This is a genomic window from Limosilactobacillus walteri, assembly GCF_014830205.1.
In the GTDB taxonomy this organism is placed as follows: domain Bacteria; phylum Bacillota; class Bacilli; order Lactobacillales; family Lactobacillaceae; genus Limosilactobacillus; species Limosilactobacillus walteri.
On sequence record NZ_QORN01000029.1, the window covers coordinates 16,830 to 31,142 of the forward strand.

13 protein-coding genes and 1 other annotated feature are annotated in these 14,313 nt (G+C 45.6%); of the genes, 9 read left to right on the forward strand and 4 right to left on the reverse strand.

Annotated elements, in window-relative coordinates; genetic code table 11:
- Position 1 precedes the first annotated feature (1 nt).
- The 6 genes from DTK66_RS07360 to tsaD all read left to right on the forward strand — a co-directional run bounded on the left by DTK66_RS07360 (position 2) and on the right by tsaD (position 6,907).
- Positions 2-2,242 (forward strand): RNA degradosome polyphosphate kinase, encoded by a 2,241-nt coding sequence (locus tag DTK66_RS07360; protein ID WP_153930472.1) that lies wholly within the window; start codon positions 2-4, stop codon positions 2,240-2,242.
- Between the two features lie 3 nt (positions 2,243-2,245).
- A complete protein-coding gene (locus DTK66_RS07365; protein ID WP_153930471.1) occupies positions 2,246-3,217 on the forward strand; it encodes a Ppx/GppA family phosphatase in 972 nt (323 codons plus the stop codon).
- A gap of 122 nt (positions 3,218-3,339) precedes the next feature.
- Positions 3,340-4,335 (forward strand): UDP-glucose 4-epimerase GalE, encoded by a 996-nt coding sequence (gene galE, locus DTK66_RS07370; RefSeq protein WP_191668257.1) that lies wholly within the window; start codon positions 3,340-3,342, stop codon positions 4,333-4,335.
- A 261-nt stretch (positions 4,336-4,596) separates the two neighbouring features.
- Positions 4,597-5,322, forward strand: a complete 726-nt coding sequence (gene tsaB, locus DTK66_RS07375) for a tRNA (adenosine(37)-N6)-threonylcarbamoyltransferase complex dimerization subunit type 1 TsaB (protein WP_191668258.1) — start codon at positions 4,597-4,599, stop codon at positions 5,320-5,322.
- Entirely contained in the window at positions 5,306-5,860 is a 555-nt protein-coding gene (gene rimI / locus DTK66_RS07380) for a ribosomal protein S18-alanine N-acetyltransferase (protein ID WP_191668259.1), read from the forward strand. Before tsaB ends, rimI begins: the two co-directional genes overlap by 17 nt.
- An 18-nt stretch (positions 5,861-5,878) precedes the next feature.
- Positions 5,879-6,907, forward strand: a complete 1,029-nt coding sequence (gene tsaD / locus DTK66_RS07385) for a tRNA (adenosine(37)-N6)-threonylcarbamoyltransferase complex transferase subunit TsaD (protein ID WP_191668260.1) — start codon at positions 5,879-5,881, stop codon at positions 6,905-6,907.
- Positions 6,908-7,028: 121 nt separating this feature from the next.
- On the opposite strand, the gene proC is transcribed toward tsaD, so the two are convergent.
- The 3 genes from proC to proB are packed head-to-tail and all read right to left on the reverse strand — an operon-like array spanning position 7,029 to position 9,866.
- Entirely contained in the window at positions 7,029-7,802 is a 774-nt protein-coding gene (gene proC, locus DTK66_RS07390; protein ID WP_191668307.1) for a pyrroline-5-carboxylate reductase, read from the reverse strand.
- 18 nt (positions 7,803-7,820) lie between these two features.
- Positions 7,821-9,065, reverse strand: a complete 1,245-nt coding sequence (locus DTK66_RS07395; RefSeq protein WP_191668261.1) for a glutamate-5-semialdehyde dehydrogenase — start codon at positions 9,063-9,065, stop codon at positions 7,821-7,823.
- 12 nt (positions 9,066-9,077) lie between these two features.
- Complete coding sequence (proB, locus tag DTK66_RS07400; RefSeq protein ID WP_153930465.1) at positions 9,078-9,866, reverse strand: glutamate 5-kinase; 789 nt, start codon at positions 9,864-9,866, stop codon at positions 9,078-9,080.
- 309 nt (positions 9,867-10,175) lie between these two features.
- Positions 10,176-10,419, forward strand: a binding site (T-box leader).
- A 36-nt stretch (positions 10,420-10,455) separates the two neighbouring features.
- Here proB and DTK66_RS07405 point away from each other — a divergent pair.
- The 3 genes from DTK66_RS07405 to DTK66_RS07415 are packed head-to-tail and all read left to right on the forward strand — an operon-like array spanning position 10,456 to position 13,418.
- Positions 10,456-11,241: a carbon-nitrogen family hydrolase gene (locus tag DTK66_RS07405; RefSeq protein WP_191668262.1), complete on the forward strand. Its 786-nt coding sequence runs from the start codon at positions 10,456-10,458 to the stop codon at positions 11,239-11,241.
- Between the two features lie 18 nt (positions 11,242-11,259).
- Positions 11,260-12,438: a pyridoxal phosphate-dependent aminotransferase gene (locus DTK66_RS07410; protein ID WP_191668263.1), complete on the forward strand. Its 1,179-nt coding sequence runs from the start codon at positions 11,260-11,262 to the stop codon at positions 12,436-12,438.
- A 17-nt stretch (positions 12,439-12,455) separates the two neighbouring features.
- On the forward strand, positions 12,456-13,418 hold the full coding sequence (locus tag DTK66_RS07415; RefSeq protein WP_191668264.1) for a ketopantoate reductase family protein: 963 nt from the start codon (positions 12,456-12,458) through the stop codon (positions 13,416-13,418).
- Between the two features lie 56 nt (positions 13,419-13,474).
- Here the strand turns inward: DTK66_RS07415 and DTK66_RS07420 are convergent, their stop codons facing one another.
- Positions 13,475-14,275, reverse strand: coding sequence for an SDR family NAD(P)-dependent oxidoreductase (locus DTK66_RS07420; RefSeq protein ID WP_191668265.1), 801 nt, complete (start codon positions 14,273-14,275; stop codon positions 13,475-13,477).
- Positions 14,276-14,313 lie beyond the last annotated feature (38 nt).

The following is a 14,313-nucleotide window of genomic DNA, read 5'->3' on the forward strand; positions in this document are numbered from 1 at the left end:
CATGTATAAGGATTTTTACAAACCACAAAATTATGTTAACCGTGAGTTGAGCTGGATCGATTTTAACGGTCGCGTCTTAGGCGAAGCAACGGACGCGGCGAATCCCTTGCTTGAACGGGCTAACTTTTTAGGGATTACCCAGAGTAACGTTGATGAATTCTTCATGGTGCGGGTCGCTTCCCTTCATAAATTAGCAGCCGCTAAAGTAACAACGACTGATGCTTCTGGATTAACGCCTGAAGAACAGCTCGATGCGGTGAACGAAAAAGAACACCGGATGGTCAGACAACGTTATGAGGTCTATAACCAGCAGATCATCCCCGAGCTAGCGGAAAATAATATTCAGATTCTGCACATTCGGCAATTAAACGAAAAACAGTATGAATTTATTCGACGGTATTTCAATGATGAATTAATGCCGGTTCTTACGCCGATGGCTGATGATGCCTCGCGACCATTTCCCTTTATCTCAAATAATTCATTGAATATCGCCATCCAATTACGGCGGCGAATAAGACCAACTACCCAGCGACAAGAAGAAATCCTAGAAGGCGATCAGGAAGTCCATCGGCGCCAGACAGAGCCGCATGATGACCGGCAGGAAGCGGATATTAAGTTTGCGACCGTGCGGGTACCAGAGATTTATAAGCGGCTGGTCCGCCTGCCGGGGGAAAATAATTTTATCTTGATTGATGAAATTATTACGGAATTTCTTAGCGCCCTCTTTCCCGGTTACGAGATTCTTGCCACCGCTTCCTACCGAGTAATGCGGGATATGGATCTGGACGTTGCCGAAGAGGATACTTCTGACCTATTACGGGCGGTGAAACACCAGCTTCGTGAACGGGAACACGGCCGCGTCATGCGGTTAGAAGTTCCACGGTCAATTGACGACTGGCTAAAGGAGCAATTAATCGATAACCTGCATGTTAGTGAGCGGTCCCTCTATGAAGTGGACGGTCCGGTTGATTTGACATTTTTGAAAAAACTAGCGGGAATGGTTGATGGTCATGACGATTTACGCTTCCCGCCATACAAGCCGTACTTAGACCCGGCCTTAGATATGGAGCATAATATTTTTACCGCGATCCGCCAAAAAGACTACCTGATGCAGCATCCTTATGATAATTTTCAAGCGGTAGTCAACTTTATCCATCAGGCCGCGGTTGATCCGGACGTCTTGGCGATTAAGATGACCTTATACCGGGTTTCTGGTAATTCGCCAATTATTAAGTATCTGGGAATGGCGGCGCAACAAGGGAAGCAAGTGACCGTCCTAGTTGAAGTTAAGGCTCGGTTTGATGAGCAGAATAATGTCCGCTGGGCCCAACGGCTGGAACAGATGGGCTGCCACGTTATCTACGGGTTAGTCGGCTTGAAGACCCACTGTAAGGTTGCATTGGTTATTCGGCGCGATGAAGATGGCTTGCGACGGTACATGCACCTCGGGACTGGAAACTATAATGATGTAACAGCCCACTTCTATACCGACATGGGGTTATTTACCTGTGACCATGAACTGGGGATTGACATGACCAACTTATTTAATATGCTTTCGGGATTTGCCCGGCCAGCCTACTTTAATGAACTGCGGGTCTCGCCCGATGGGATTCGGAGTTTTATCAATGCTAAAATTGATGAGCAGATTGAAAACGCCAAGAACGGTAATCCGGCTTTAATCCGGATGAAGATGAACTCATTGTCTGATAAGCAAATTATTGCCCGGTTATACGACGCGGCAGCTAACGGGGTCAAAGTTGAGCTGCTAATTCGGGGAATTACCTGTTTACGGAATGATTTACCGGAACTCCACGGCAACATCGAAGTTCACTCGATTGTTGGCCGGTTCCTTGAACACTCACGAATTTATTACTTTAAGAGCAATGGGCACGAAGAAGTCTACCTTGCCAGTGCAGATATGATGACGCGGAACCTCAATCGGCGGGTCGAGGAATTATATCCAGTAACCCAAAATGATACCAAGGCGCACGCAATCCATATTTTTGATATGATGTGGAAAGACAATGTCAAGGCGCGCAAATTAGTGGGCGACCATTATGAGCGAATTGATCGCGGATCAGCGGCCCCGTTTAACTCGCAGGAGTATTTTGTTGCGCAGGCAGTCAAACTAAATAAAGAAGAAAAGAAAGAGAAAAAGGCGCAGAAGCATTTTTCGGCGGTCTTTGAAACCTTGAGCCGCCATGTTTCCAACCTCCACCTCGATGATCGAAAGGATGAGTAGACAATGGTCAAAGAAAAGCACTTGGCAATTATTGATCTTGGTTCCAATTCCGTCCGGCTTAAGATAACGAAGATTCAGGGAGCGGGAAATTATGAAACGGTTCAATACGAGAAAAGGTATGTCCGTTTGGCTTCCAATATCGGCCCTGAAAAGCTCCTTAAGCAAGGACCAATGAAGCGGACAATCGCGGCCTTAGAAGAATTTCGGGCGATTTGTGACCGTTACCGTGATAAGGATTTGACGATTTTGGCGGTAGCAACGGCGGCAGTCCGTCAAGCACAAAACCAGCGTCAATTTTTAGAAAAAGTGCGCCAGACAACGGGCTTTGATATCCATGTCATTAGCGGAGAACGGGAGGCCTACCTTGACTATGTCGGGGTCAGTCGGACGCTGCCCCTTGATAAGGGGCTAATTATTGATACTGGTGGCGCTAGTATGGAGCTCATCTCCGTTAATAACGGTGAAGCAGAAGAAACGGTCAGCATTCCGATCGGGTCGGTCACGATTTCGCAGACTTACCACCTTGAGGACAAAATCAACCCTGCCGACCTTTTTGATGCGATGGTCCGGATTGATGAAGTCCTGTTACAACAACGATGGCTTAACCGGATGCGCCAGACGAAGATCATTGCTTTAGGAGGGTGCAACCGAGCCTTAGCCAAGGTCTATCGGTGGCAGCAAGCCCTTAGTCCGAATGAAGTAATGCCGGTTCACGGCTTAACAATGCGGGCGCAAGAAGCTTTTCTGATTATGCGGCAGTTGCTGGAGGTTGACCGTCAGACTCGGGCAGGGATTCGCGGAATTACGAAAGTCCGGGCAGACGTGATTGTGGGCGGATTATTACCCTTGATTTCGTTGATGCGGCAGCTGTCAATTAATGAGATTAGTTTTAGTAATAGCGGCTTACGCGAAGGACTGTTATTTAAGTACCTTGACCAGCAGGTGGACTTTGGTGAGCTCAAGACCTCCCTGTAAGGGCCTTCTTGTAATACCAGCATTAAACTTTTACTTATTTTTACTAAATTTTACTAATTTTCAATCGTGAAACTGTGCTACAATCACTATGAAAGCTTTAGTTGGATCAAGGAGGAAACAAGATGTCAATTTTAGTTGCTGGTGGTGCCGGATACATCGGTTCCCACATGGTAAAAGACCTTATCGAACACGGTGAAGATGTAGTGGTTGCTGATAATTTATCAACGGGGCACCGTGACGCGATTAATCCTAAGGCGAAATTCTATGAAGGCGACATTCGCGATCGTCAATTCCTAGACAAGATTTTTGATAATGAAGATATTACCGCAGTTGTTCACTTTGCTGCTTTCTCAATTGTTCCAGAATCAATGAGTAAGCCATTGAAGTACTTTGATAACAATACTGGTGGAATGATTACCTTGCTTGAAGCAATGCATGATCATGATATTAAGTACATTGTCTTCAGTTCAACGGCTGCTACTTATGGTGTTCCTGAACATATGCCAATTAGGGAAACGGACCCGCAAAAGCCAATTAACCCATATGGTTTAAGTAAGCTCATGATGGAAGAAATGATGGCATGGGCAGATAAGGCTTACGGGATTAAGTTTGTCGCCCTTCGTTACTTCAACGTTGCTGGGGCTGCTCCAGACGGAACAATTGGTGAAGATCACGGTCCAGAAACGCACTTAGTACCAATCATCTTACAAGTGGCGCAAGGCAAGCGGGATGAATTAAGCATCTTTGGTGATGACTACAACACGCCAGACGGAACGAATGTCCGTGACTATGTTCATGTTATGGACTTAGCAGATGCGCACATTCTGGCAATCAAGTACTTAAAAGAAGGTAACAAGAGTAACGCCTTTAACCTTGGTTCATCGACTGGTTTCTCTAACAAGCAAATGCTTGAAGCGGCCCGTGAAGTTACTGGTGAACCAATTCCTGCTAAGATGGCACCACGCCGTCCAGGGGACCCCGACTCATTAGTTGCGGCTAGTGATAAGGCTCGCAACATTCTTGGCTGGAACCCTAAGTATGATGATGTTCATGATATTATCGCAACTGCCTGGAAGTGGCATTCTACCCACCCAAAGGGTTATGATGATCGTGATTAATTAAAAATGATTTAACTAGGGGCTAAGAGAAAATTTAGTTTTTCTCTTAGTCCGTTAACGAACGATAGCAAGATAAAATACTGCAATACAGTACACAACGGGACTCTAGTGTTCAGAAAATGAATGCTCGAGTCCTCTTTTTGCTTGCAAGGACGGGGAGATTGCCTTGTTTCGGTTATTAACTACAGAGATTAGCCTTAAAAGGCGGTCAAACGGGAGCGGTTGTGATAAGATGTAAGATGATTGAAAGGATTGATAAAAATGAAGATACTTGCCATCGATACATCCAACCACCCGATGAGCGTGGCCTTAGTTGAAGATGAGCAGTTACTGGCAACGACAACCTTGAACATGGTTCGTAATCACAGTATTTACCTGATGCCAGCAATTAGTAAGTTATTTGAATTAGTTCAATGGCAGCCGACTGATCTTGACCGGGTTGTCGTTGCCCAGGGACCGGGATCCTACACGGGGGTGCGGATTGCAGTAACGACCGCGAAGGTTTTAGCAGATACGGAAAAGATTGATTTAGTTGGCGTTTCAAGTCTAGCCGTCTTAGCTCGGAATGTGGTGCCGACCTCACCAGCCATTATCGTACCGTTTTTTGATGCCCGTCGCGGAAATGTTTTCGCGGGTGCGTACCAATGGGAAGAGGGGACCTTAGTAAGCCGGATCGCGGATCAACACCTTGGCGCTGACGTTTTGTTAGACCAGTTAGCTAAGTTGGACCAGCCGGTTGTACTAGTCGGTCAAATGACAGATAAGATTCGGGCAAAGTATGATCAGCTGCCGGCTAACGTGACCTTATTACCATCGTCTTATAGCATCCCATCGACTTATCAATTAGCACTTGCTGGTGAACAGCAGGCTCCGGTCAAAGAGATTGACCCCTTTGTCCCTCATTACCTGCGGATTACTGAAGCAGAGGCAAACTGGCAAAAGCTTCATCCTGGAGAAACAAGAAAAAATTATGTTCGAGAAGTTTAAAGAATGGCTGGTCAATACGACTACCCCGACAAAACGCCCGACGCTTGATTTTACCCGCCGTGTTGTAATGATCTCGGGGCACCAATATGGCGTCCGCATGGCTTGTGACCAAGACATTCAAACATTAGTAGAAATTGAAGAACGGATTTACGGTAAGGCCCCGTGGAGTTACGCGGCCTTTCAGATTGAATTGCAACGTCCTCATGACCGCCTTTATTTGGTAGTTGAAGATGACCAGCAGATTGTGGGCTTCATCGGGACAGCTGTTGATTGGTACCATTATGACCTCCACATTACGAATATTGGGATAACGCCAAGTTACCAGCGCAAGGGAATTGGTACCTATTTGATTTCAACTTTTAAAAATTATGCCCGTCACTTAAAGCTCCATTCAATGAGCTTAGAAGTGCGGGTTCATAATGTTTCAGCGCGAAAATTATATGCGAGTTTAGGTTTTCGTGATCAGCATATCAAGCCCCGTTACTACCTTGATGACCACGAGGATGCGGTTGATATGCAAGCAAATTTACTTAGGTAGAGGAGAAGTTATTTTATTATGACAGAGCGCACATTAATATTAGCGTTTGAATCGAGCTGTGATGAAACAAGTGTTGCCGTGATTGAAGACGGTCACAAAATCCTTTCAAATATTGTTGCTACGCAGATTGATAGCCACCAGCGGTTTGGGGGCGTTGTTCCTGAAGTTGCCAGCCGGCACCACATTGAACAGATAACAAAGTGTACTAACGAGGCACTAGCTCAGGCTGGTGTCAGCTACAATGACATTACAGCGGTGGCGGTTACTTATGGGCCGGGCTTAGTTGGTTCATTATTGATCGGGGTGACAGCAGCCAAGACGATTGCCTGGGCTCATGGCCTGCCCCTAGTACCAGTTAACCACATGGCTGGTCACATTTATGCCGCGCGTTTTGTGGATGAATTCAAATATCCCCAGATGGCATTATTAGTATCTGGCGGTCATACAGAGTTAGTCTATATGCCAACAGAGCATGAATACCAAATTATTGGCGAAACCCGTGATGACGCGGCAGGAGAAGCCTACGATAAGATTGGCCGGGTCCTCGGCGTTAATTATCCAGCGGGAAAAACGATTGATGAGTGGGCAGCTAAAGGTGAGGATAGCTTCCATTTCCCACGGGCAATGGAAAAAGAGGCTAACTATGATTTTAGTTTTAGCGGCCTTAAGAGTGCCTTTATCAACACGGTCCATAATGCAGACCAACGCGGTGAAGAACTCAATAAGGAGGACTTGGCTGCTAGTTTTCAGCAAAGTGTTGTCGATGTTTTAGCCGAAAAGACGATGCGGGCCTTGGACCGGTATCCGGTAAAGCAATTGATTTTAGCAGGTGGCGTGGCTGCTAATCACGGGTTGCGGGCCCGTCTTGACCATGATATGGCAAAATTCCACCCTGAGGTAACCATGCTCCAGGCCCCGCTTAAGCTGTGTGGTGATAATGCCGCAATGATTGGGGCGGCTGGGTATGTTAATTACCGCCATGGCGATCGGGCCGGGCTGGACTTGAATGCTGTGCCGGGGTTGATGTTTGATCGCATGAAAATTTAAAAGAAAAATCGGAGAGGTTAGGAAAAATAAAAGCTTTTTCTAGTCTCTCCGATTTATTTTAAATATTACTAAAACCAGTCGCGGAAAATAATCTTCTCAACAAGGCGGTTATTTCTCCGCGTTATTTTTCACCAGTTGCTTTATTGACGGCATCCATAATAGCGTAACGGAAGCCGTTTTTCTCTAGGGCTTCCACGCCTTTAATCGTGGTGCCGCCAGGGGAGGTTACTTGATCACGAAGCAGGGCGGGAGCAAGCTGGCTGTCATAGGCGAGGGTTCCCGTACCTTTCACCATACTAGCAACGACTTGGTAGGCAGTTTGACGGTCAAGGCCGTGTTTAACTGCAGCATCACTCATGGCATCCATCATTACATCCACGAATGCCGGACCGCATCCCCCCACTACCCCGATAATATCGAGCTGTTGTTCAGGGACTTCGATAACATCGCCAAGACTATCAAGAACGGTCATGATTGTTGAGATATCATCAGCCGTAATTTCACGAGGTAAAGCAAGCCCAATCGTCCCCGCATTTACCTCCACGGGGGTATTAGGAATGATGTTAGCGATAATCTTATTCGGGAGGACGGCGCGAAGGTCATTGTGACTGATGCCCGCAGCAGCGGAAATAAAGATTGTGTGGTCATTAAGCACAGCGAGTTCCTTGGCAACCGCAACAGTAACGGGAGCAGGGGTCGTTAGGATCACAACATCTGGTGCTAATTCCGCAACATCCGCATTGGTATTAACAAGTTCAAACTTTAGGGTATCAGCAAGTTTGCTAACTCGTGGGTTAACTGGGTTCATCGCGCTCAGAGTGAATTTTTTACTATTACCTAACCCCTTAATAATCGCACTGCCCATGTTACCGACACCAATAACTGTAATTTTCATCATCAAAACCTCCTAAGTTTATTTCCGGACTTGACCGTTACCTGTGATTTCATACTTAATCGTGGTTAATTGTTGAAGCCCCATTGGTCCGCGGGCATGGAGCTTTTGGGTACTAATACCGATTTCAGCGCCAAAGCCAAATTCACCACCATCAGTGAACCGAGTAGAAGCATTAACATAAACACAGGCAGAATTGATCGCTTGCTGGAAGTACCGCCCCCGATTAAGATCCTTGGTAATGATTGCTTCAGAATGGTGGGTACTGTGTTCGTTAATATGCTTAATAGCATCGTCAAGGGAGTCGACAACTTTGACGGCCATGATCAAGTCATTATATTCGGTATCCCAATCAGCGTTTGTGGCCGGCTTAATTGCGGGCATTAATTCACAGGCCGTGGCATCGCCTCTTAACTGGACACCGTGATCAATTAATGCCTGCGCGATCAACGGTAAGAATTGAGGCGCGACATCTTGGTGGATCAAGAGTTTTTCTGCTGCGTTACAGACTGATGGCCGTTGTACCTTGGCATTCACGGCAATCTCAGTAGCCATTTGCAAGTCAGCATCTTTATCAATATAGATATGACAATTACCAGCACCTGTTTCGATTACGGGAACGGTGGCGGTCGTTACAACCCGTTGGATAAGGTTGCGTCCCCCTCGTGGAATTAGGACATCAATATAATCTGTTAGGTTCATCATCTCGTCCGCAACGGCATGACTCGTGTCCGTGATTAATTGAACGGCATCGACCGGCAGACCTTGTTTTTGAAGAGCCTGACGGAGAATTTTTACTAGGGCAATGTTAGTTTGGCGGGCTTCTTTACCGCCACGGAGAATTACTGCGTTCCCGCTCTTAAAGGTTAAGCCGGTTGCGTCAACGGTGACATTAGGCCGGGCTTCAAAGATAATCCCCACCACGCCTAGCGGGACGCGTCGTTGTAAAATCTGCAGACCATCCTTTGTAATCCAGCCCTTATCAATCTGAGCAGTGGGGTCGCTAAGGTCGGCCACCGTCCGCAAACCGCTTGCCATGTCAGCAATCCGTTGAGAATTAACCATTAACCGGTCGGTAAATTTAGCCGGCATTTCAGTTGCGTTGGCGAGATCTAGTTTATTGGCGGCAATAATTTGATCTTGGTTAGCCGTTAATGCGTCAGCTAATTGCAAGAGCGCCTTATTTTTAGTAGCGGTATTTAACAGAGCTAATTTGCTTGCGGCTGCTTGTGCTTTTTTACCAATGCTTGTTAAGTCTTGTATCATTATAACAACCTCCTATTTACCAAAACGAGTACCGACATCTTGTCCATCGAAAACATCAAAGAGAATTTTGGGGTCACGGCCATTACAAAGCACCATTTGTTTATCGGCCTTCATCACGGTTGCGGCTGCCCGGAGCTTAGTGACCATTCCGCCAGTGCCAAAACGGGTGCTGGTGCCGCTAGCGACCTTTTCAATTTCCGCAGTGAGCGTTGGCACTTCTTTAATTACTTTTGCATCTGGATATTTATGCGGGTCCTTATCGTAAAGGGCGTCAATATCTGATAATACGATTAGCTGGTCAGCGTTGATTGCAACGGCGACTTGAGAAGAAAGCTCATCGTTATCACTAAAAGTAGTATGATGGTCTAATTCATCAACCGAAACGGGGTCATTTTCGTTAACGATTGGAATCACGTTGCGGTCCAGCAGGGTCGTAATCGTGTTGAGAATGTGGTTGCGGCTGACTGGGTAGCTAAGAACGTCCCGAGTGAGGAGGAGCTGGGCAACATGGGTCTGATAATCAAGGAAGCGTTGCGAATAAATCCGCATTAATTCTGCTTGACCGATTGATGCCAATGCTTGTTGCTGCTCAATTTCTGCGGGTCGTTCCTTTAACCCAAGGCTGGCAAGGCCAACCCCCATCGCCCCTGAAGAAACAAGAATGAGCTCATAGCCTTGGTTGTTGAGGGTCGCAAGGGTAAAGGATAGTTGGTCGATTGTTCGGAGATTAATACGGCCATTGGGTAGGACAAGGCTGCTAGTCCCGATTTTAATGACAACTCTTCGTAAATGCTGGGTCATAATAAGAATCCTTTCAGAAAACAAAAAACGCCTTTAACCGAGACACCAATCATGGCGGTACCATTCTCGTTTAAAGACGCGCTTTACACTTTTTAGATATATGATTGTTAAAATTAATTATATGTAGCAGGGCTTCAGCACTCGTGGGGGCTTTCAGTCGCTGACCTCCATTCCTGAACTGGCTTACTTTAATCTACACTAAAATTGTAATCGTGTTGAGGAGCTTTTGTCAAGGCTAATTATTTTTTAAGCTAAATTAAAAAGTGGTTGACAAAAGATTAAAATAAAATTAGAATACTGATAACAATTTAATATGAAGTGTTCGAGATGAGTAGAAGCAGTGTTGTATTAAGAGAGTTTTCGGCTGGTGAGAGAAAATTACAAGATGCTTTGAAGATGGTCTTGAGAAAATTACTGTCGTAGTGAGGAACGACCAAACTGCGACCGGCTGGTATCCGTTATCAGGTATCAAAGTTTATAATGAACTTACAGAGGCTGTTCATGTGAATGGATGGCGAATTTAGGTGGCACCGCGGGAATACTCGTCCTTTGATTAAAGGATGAGTATTTTTTTATGGAGGAAAAGAAAATGAAGATCAAAATTGCATTGGCCCAGCTCAATATTCATTTAGCATCTCCAGCAGAAAACTATGCCAGTGTCCGACGCGCAATAACCACGGCGGCTGCCCGCCACGCCGATATTATTGTGTTGCCTGAGATGTGGAATACGGGCTATGCGTTGCCCGAGCTGGCGACCCTTGCCGATAAAGATGGTGAAACCACCCAGCGTTTTCTTCATGACTTAGCCCAACGATATCAAATTGGGATTGTTGGTGGTTCTGTAGCAATCCAACGTCATCAGCACTTTTTTAATACTACTTATGTTTTTTCGCGGACTGGCGAATTAGTAGGCAGCTATGATAAGGTGCATCTTTTCGGCTTAATGAATGAAGACCAGTATTTAACAGCTGGGCAGCAAGAAAATTATTTTACGTTAGCAGGGATACCAAGTGCCAGTTTTATTTGCTATGACTTGCGTTTTCCGGAGTGGGTTCGGACGGTAGCCCGCCACGGTGCAGAGGTATTATACTTGCCGGCTGAATGGCCAGCCAGCCGGATTCCGCAGTGGAAGATAATGCTCCAGTCACGCGCGGTGGAAAATCAAGCTTTTGTCGTAGCCGTGAACCGGGTTGGTGATGATGATGCCAACCATTTTGGTGGTCATTCGCTGGTTGTCGACCCGCTGGGGAAAATCTTGGTCGATGCTGGTGAAACAGAACAAATTGCATATGCAACGATTGATCCCCAGCAATTGCAAGCGGTTCGGGGACCGATTCCAGTTTTTAAGGATCGCCAACCAAACCTTTACCATTAAAGAAAGGAATGAAGAATAATGGAATTTCAACAATCACAACTTTTAACCAGTCTGCCTAAACAATTTTTTGCCACGCTTGTAAAAAAGGTTAACCAAAAAATTGCAGCCGGAGTAGATGTTATTAACTTAGGTCAAGGAAATCCAGATAAGCCAACCCCAGAGTATATTGTAAAAAGTACTCAAAAATGGGTGGCTGATCCCCGCACACATAAGTATTCGTTATTTCGTGGCTTGCCGGCTTTTAAGCAGGCGGCGGCTAATTTTTATCATGAAAAGTATGGGGCGGTCTTTGATCCGGAAAAAGAAGTTGCTATTTTAGGCGGTTCTAAAATTGGGTTAGTTGAGCTCCCGTGGGCGTTGATGAATCCTGGGGATACCTTGTTGCTTCCTGACCCGGGTTATCCCGATTACCTCTCAGGAGCTGCCTTGGGAAAGGTTAAGTTTGAAACCGTGCCCTTACTTGCTGAAAACAACTTTTTACCCGACTTAGAAGCAATTCCCGCAGACGTTGCGAAACGGGCAAAATTCTTCTACCTTAACTATCCTAATAATCCAACGGGAGCCGTTGCAACCCCAGAGTTTTATACCGCATTAGTAGCATGGGCAAAGCAGTACCACGTGGGCATTATTAGCGATTTTGCTTACGGAGCGCTCGGATTTGATGGACAGGCACCGGTTAGCTTCATGGAAACACCAGGAGCAAAGGAGGTTGGGATTGAATTTTATACCTTTTCTAAAACCTTTAACATGGCCGGCTGGCGAATTGCTTTTGCGGTGGGAAACCCAGATATCATTGGAGCTTTGAACTTAATCCAAGACCACCTTTTTGTTAGTCTTTTTCCTGCTTTGCAAGAGGCAGCCGTTGAGGCGTTAACAGATCCGCAACGTGATGCGGCAATTGAGCAAATTGTTGAGCGGTATGAAGAACGGCGAAATGCCTTTGTGGCAGCGGCAAATAAGATTGGTTGGCACCCATTTGTGCCGAAGGGGACTTTTTATGCTTGGATGCCAGTGCCGGCCGGGTATACCAGTGAAAGTTTTGCCGATTTACTATTGGATAAAGCGGGGGTCGCTGTTGCCCCGGGAAATGGTTTTGGAACGCATGGTGAAGGTTATGTCCGGATCGGCTTGCTGATTGAGCCTGACCGCTTAGTGGAGGCAGTAGACCGGATTGCAAAGTTAAATTTATTTAAGTAGGTAGAGGAGGAATCATTATGACATTAAAATATACAGTATTAGGCGCAGGAGCGATGGGATTACGGTTTGGCGTCCTTTTGCAAGAACTAGCAGGCGCCCAAGTTGACTTTGTTGATAACTGGGCACCCCAAGTGGAAACCATTAAGCAACAGGGAGGCGTTTATGTTTCCCGTGACCACGAAAATCGCCACTTGGTACCAATTAATATCTATTCACCAGAAGAATACGCTGGGGATCCTGATGTTTTCATTGTCTTTGCTAAACAAATGACGCTAAGTGACCTCCTCAAACGAAGCGCCCACTTCTTTCACCCTGACCATCAATATGTTTTTTCCGGAATGAACGGGATGGGCCATATTGAAAAGATTAACAAGTATTTCCCGGCGGAACACGTTGTTGCCGGGACGTGCTTGATTGGTACCGTTCTTAACCAGGCCGGGGATGTCGATTTTATCGGTAAACCCGGAGCCGGCTCAATTAACCTAGCACCGCAAGCGGGGGAACCAGATGAACGAGTTAAAGCGATTGTGGAGGATTTTACGACGGCTAATATTAATCCGCATTTAAATGATAATTTCTATGGAACCTTATTAACAAAGGTGGTCTTTAATTCGGTTATCAATACGATTTGTACCCTTTTTGAGATTCAAATGGGGCAGTTTATCGACTTCGCGGGAGCCGAAAAACTTGGTAAACAGTTAATTAACGAAGCTTTTGATGTTGCTGAACGTGCTGGTATCCAATTATTAAGTACCCGCGAAGAAGAATGGCAAACCATTAAGTACGTTAGTGAAGTTACCAATCCGCTTCATTATCCATCGATGTATCAAGATATGAGTAAGAACCGGCCGACTGAGGTTGACTATATTAATGGATATATTTATGACTTAGGAAAGAAATATAACTATGAAGCATCGACTCATGATTTTTTGCGTAATTTAGTTCACTTAGCGGAAAATACCCGCAAATTCCGTCAATAAAAAATACAGGAGCTGGGAAAATAACTTTCGCAACTCCTGTATTTTTGTTTAGTTTTTTATGGTCGCAACCCTAAGCCGCCTTCCAGGGTCAAAGTTTCACCGGTCATGTATTTGAAATCAGGTGAGGCAAGCTGAACACAGACACGACCAATATCTTTTTCAGCATCCCCGAGCCGGCCGATTGGCGGAACGTGGACGTTGGCCTTGAAAGCCTCGGGAAATTCTGTTTTAAATTGTTCCAGCTTAACCGTCCAAGCAAGCGGACAAACAACATTAACATTAACGTTGTCCTTGGCCCATTCATTAGCTGCTACCCGGCTTAATCCACGAATACCTTCCTTAGCGGCAGCGTATGCAGATTGTCCATAATTGCCAAAAAGTCCTGCCCCTGAAGCAAAATTAATTACCGAACCTTGGGATTTCTTTAGCCATGGATAACATGCCTGCATGAAATAGAAGGTCGCGTACAATCCGGAATAAATTGCTAAGTCGAATTGATCCTTTGTATGATCAGCTAACGTTACCCCTGAGGCGGATCCTTGAGCAACATTAATTAGAACATCGATTTGTCCAAAATTACTAATTGCTTGGTCGACGACATTTTTAACGACTGCTTGATTGTCAGCTTTAGCATTAATATCTGCCTGTACCGGAATAACCTTAATGCCATATTTTTCTTCCAGCTCTTTTTTTGCACCAGCTAACTTGTCTTCTTTACGTCCTGTAATTACTAAATTAGCGCCTTCTTTGGCATAAGCGGTTGCAATTCCATAACCAATCGAGCCGCTTTGACCATTACTGAGAACGGCACGGTCACCACCAGTGATTAAGGCCACTTTACCAGTTAAAAATCCCATGGTCCTTCCTCCTCTGCATAAATTAATTTATAAAAGCT